This is a genomic window from Neisseria flava (assembly GCF_982712965.1).
This window is the reverse complement of record NZ_CEXQBZ010000101.1, coordinates 1-2,792: the sequence shown is the minus strand read 5'-3', so window position 1 is coordinate 2,792 and position 2,792 is coordinate 1. Positions and strand designations below refer to the sequence as shown.

Sequence of the window (2,792 nt, the reverse complement as noted above, 5' to 3'; positions counted from 1 at the left end):
TTCTTAAGTCCGCAGAGTATGCCATGGTTAAACCTTCAAAGTTGAGTATTGTACTATTTTGTTTTTAATTGACTATAGTTTATAGAGAACCCTGTTTACGCCTGCGCTATCGGGCTGTCTTCTTCCTGCCGCTCTTCTTCGTGTTCCGCGCTGTTGAGCAATTTCAGCAGCTTTTCGGTTTTTTCCGAATCTTCGCTGCGGAGGATTTTGGCGGTTTCGGTTTCGAGCAGGGCGGTGTTGCTGTGCAGGATGATGTTTTTGACGGGCAGCAGGTTGTTGGGGTTCATGGAGAAACGGCGCAGCCCCATGCCCAGCAGCATCCGCGTGTAGGCGGTGTCGCCTGCCATTTCGCCACATATGGAGACGCTTTTTTCCATGCGGTTGGCGGTGCGGATGATGTGTTGCAGCATTTTGAGGACGGCGGGGTGTCCGGGCTGATAGAGGTGGCTGACGCTGTCGTCGCCGCGGTCGACTGACAAGATGTATTGAATCAGGTCGTTGGTGCCGATGGAGATGAAATCGACGAGTTTGAGGATGCTGCCGACGGTCAGGGCGGCGGACGGGATTTCAATCATGCAGCCGACGCTGACCGTGCCGAAGGTTTCGCCGCGTTCGGCGAGCTGGCGTTGGGCGGTGTCGAGGTGGATAAGGCATTGGCGCACTTCGGACAAGGAGGTAATCATCGGCCACATCATGCGCACGGGGCCGTGGGCGGCGGCGCGGAGGATGGCGCGCATTTGGGTGCGGAACATGACCGGTTCGGCGAGACACAGGCGGATGCCGGTAAGTCCGAGCGCGGGGTTGAGGCTGCCGTTGGGGGTGGAATTTTGACCGAACCAGCGGGGGTTTTTGTCCACGCCCAAATCGACGGTGCGGATGGTGATGCTTTTGCCTTTCATCTTTTTCACAATCGCGCTGTACACTTCGTACTGCTCGTCTTCAGACGGCATGGTGTCGCGGTTGAGATAGAGGAATTCGCTGCGGAAGAGTCCGACGCCGTCTGCGCCGAAGTTGTGCAGGGCTTTGATGTCTTCGGCGGATTCGATGTTGGCGAGCAACTCGATGTTGATGCCGTCGGCGGTGGTGGCGGCGGTTTTTTTGAGTTTGTTGAGTTCGCGCTTGTGGATGCGGTATTCGCGGGCGAGGCGGCGGTATTCGTTGAGGACGACTTCGTCCGGATCAATAATGAGGACGCCGTTGATGCCGTCGACGATGACGGTTTCGTTTTCGGTAATGAGCCTGCGGGCGTTGTGCAGCCCGATGACGGAAGGGATGTCGAGGCTGCGGCCTAAGATGGCGGTGTGGCTGGTCGGGCCGCCGACGTCGGTAACGAAAGCAGTGATGCGCTGCTCTTTAAAGAGGACGGTGTCGGCAGGCGAGAGGTCGTGGGCAATCAGGATGGTGTCTTCAAACAAGCCTTCGGTCAAATTCAGGTCGTTGCTTTGCCCGACGAGATTGTTGTGGATGCGGCGGACGACTTGCAGCATGTCTTGTTTGCGTTCGCGCAGGTAGTCGTCTTCGATGCTGTCGAACTGGGCAGCGAGCTTGTCGCTTTGCTGTTTCAACGCCCATTCGGCGTTGATTTTTTGTTCTTTTAAAATATCGACGGGTTCGCGCGAGAGGGTCACGTCGGTCAGCAGCATAAGGTGCAGCGAAATAAACGCACCCAACTCGGTCGGCGCGTTTTCCGGAATCGCGCTGCGCAACTGTTCCAACTCTTTGCGCGTGGCTTTGATGGCGGCATCGAAACGGGCGACTTCGGCATCGACAAGGTCGTCTGAAACATCGTATTGCGGCACTTCAGCCGTGCCGCGCGTAATCAGGTGGGCTTGTCCGATGGCGATGCCTTTGCCCGCCGCCACGCCGTGCAGCACGATACTCATTATTCGCCCTCGCCGAAGTAGTCGTTGATTAAATCAGTCAATGCCTTCATGGCGGCGACTTCGTCCAAGCCGTCGGTTTCCAGCTCGATGACCGTGCCTTTGGCGGCGGCGAGCATCATTAAGCCCATGATGCTTTTGCCATTGACGCGGCTTCCGTTTTTCGTTACCCAGACTTCGCTTTGAAACTGAGACGCGGTTTGGGTGAATTTGCTGGAAGCGCGGGCGTGGAGACCAAGTTTGTTGATGATTTCGATTTGTTGTTTTTGCATATTCGGCTTTCGGGTGTGCGGGGTCGTCTGAAAACGTGTTGGTCGGGTTAGACGGCTTCGGCGTGCTGTTTACACACCAAATCTTCCGGTTCGGCAGTGATGGCGAAAATGCCTTTGACGGCGGCTTCCCTGACTGTTTCGGTAAAGGCGGCAAGATCTTCCGCCATGGGCGAGTATTGGGTCGCTTTAATCATCATCGGCGCGTTCAGTCCGGTCAGGATGGCGGATTTGCCCGCACGAACTAGCCTGCGGGCAGCGTTGCACGGCGTTGCGCCGAAGATGTCGGTCATAATCAATACGCCGTGGTTTTCCGGAAACTCTTGCAACGCGGCGATGGCATTGTTGATGATGTCGGTTTGGTCTTCGTCAGGCTCCACGCCGAGGATACGGATGTTTTCCGGCATTCCCATGGGGAAGAAATGATGGGTCAGGCTGCGGTAGGCTTCGCCTACGGCCTCGTGGGTTATGATTAAGAGGTTGATCATGATGTGTTCCCTGATGATTTTATTCGGCCGGTGTGGGCGAAAGTATAGTGGATTAACTTTAAACCAGTACGGCGTTGTCTCGCCTTAGCTCAAAGAGAACGATTCTCTAAGGTGCTGAAGCACCAAGTGAATCGGTTCCGTACTATCTGTACTGT

Annotated in this window: 3 protein-coding genes; all 3 read right to left on the bottom strand. The window is 55.7% G+C overall.

The genetic code is table 11. From position 1 onward, the window contains the following. Positions 1-95: 95 nt before the first annotated feature. The 3 genes from ptsP to AC5M9B_RS04790 are packed head-to-tail and all read right to left on the bottom strand — an operon-like array spanning position 96 to position 2,637. Positions 96-1,883, bottom strand: coding sequence for a phosphoenolpyruvate--protein phosphotransferase (gene ptsP, locus AC5M9B_RS04800; RefSeq protein WP_070655175.1), 1,788 nt, complete (start codon positions 1,881-1,883; stop codon positions 96-98). Next, on the bottom strand, positions 1,883-2,152 hold the full coding sequence (locus AC5M9B_RS04795) for an HPr family phosphocarrier protein (RefSeq protein ID WP_003742589.1): 270 nt from the start codon (positions 2,150-2,152) through the stop codon (positions 1,883-1,885). Before AC5M9B_RS04795 ends, ptsP begins: the two co-directional genes overlap by 1 nt. 47 nt (positions 2,153-2,199) lie before the next feature. Beyond that, complete coding sequence (locus AC5M9B_RS04790; RefSeq protein ID WP_049228185.1) at positions 2,200-2,637, bottom strand: PTS sugar transporter subunit IIA; 438 nt, start codon at positions 2,635-2,637, stop codon at positions 2,200-2,202. Positions 2,638-2,792: the final 155 nt, after the last annotated feature.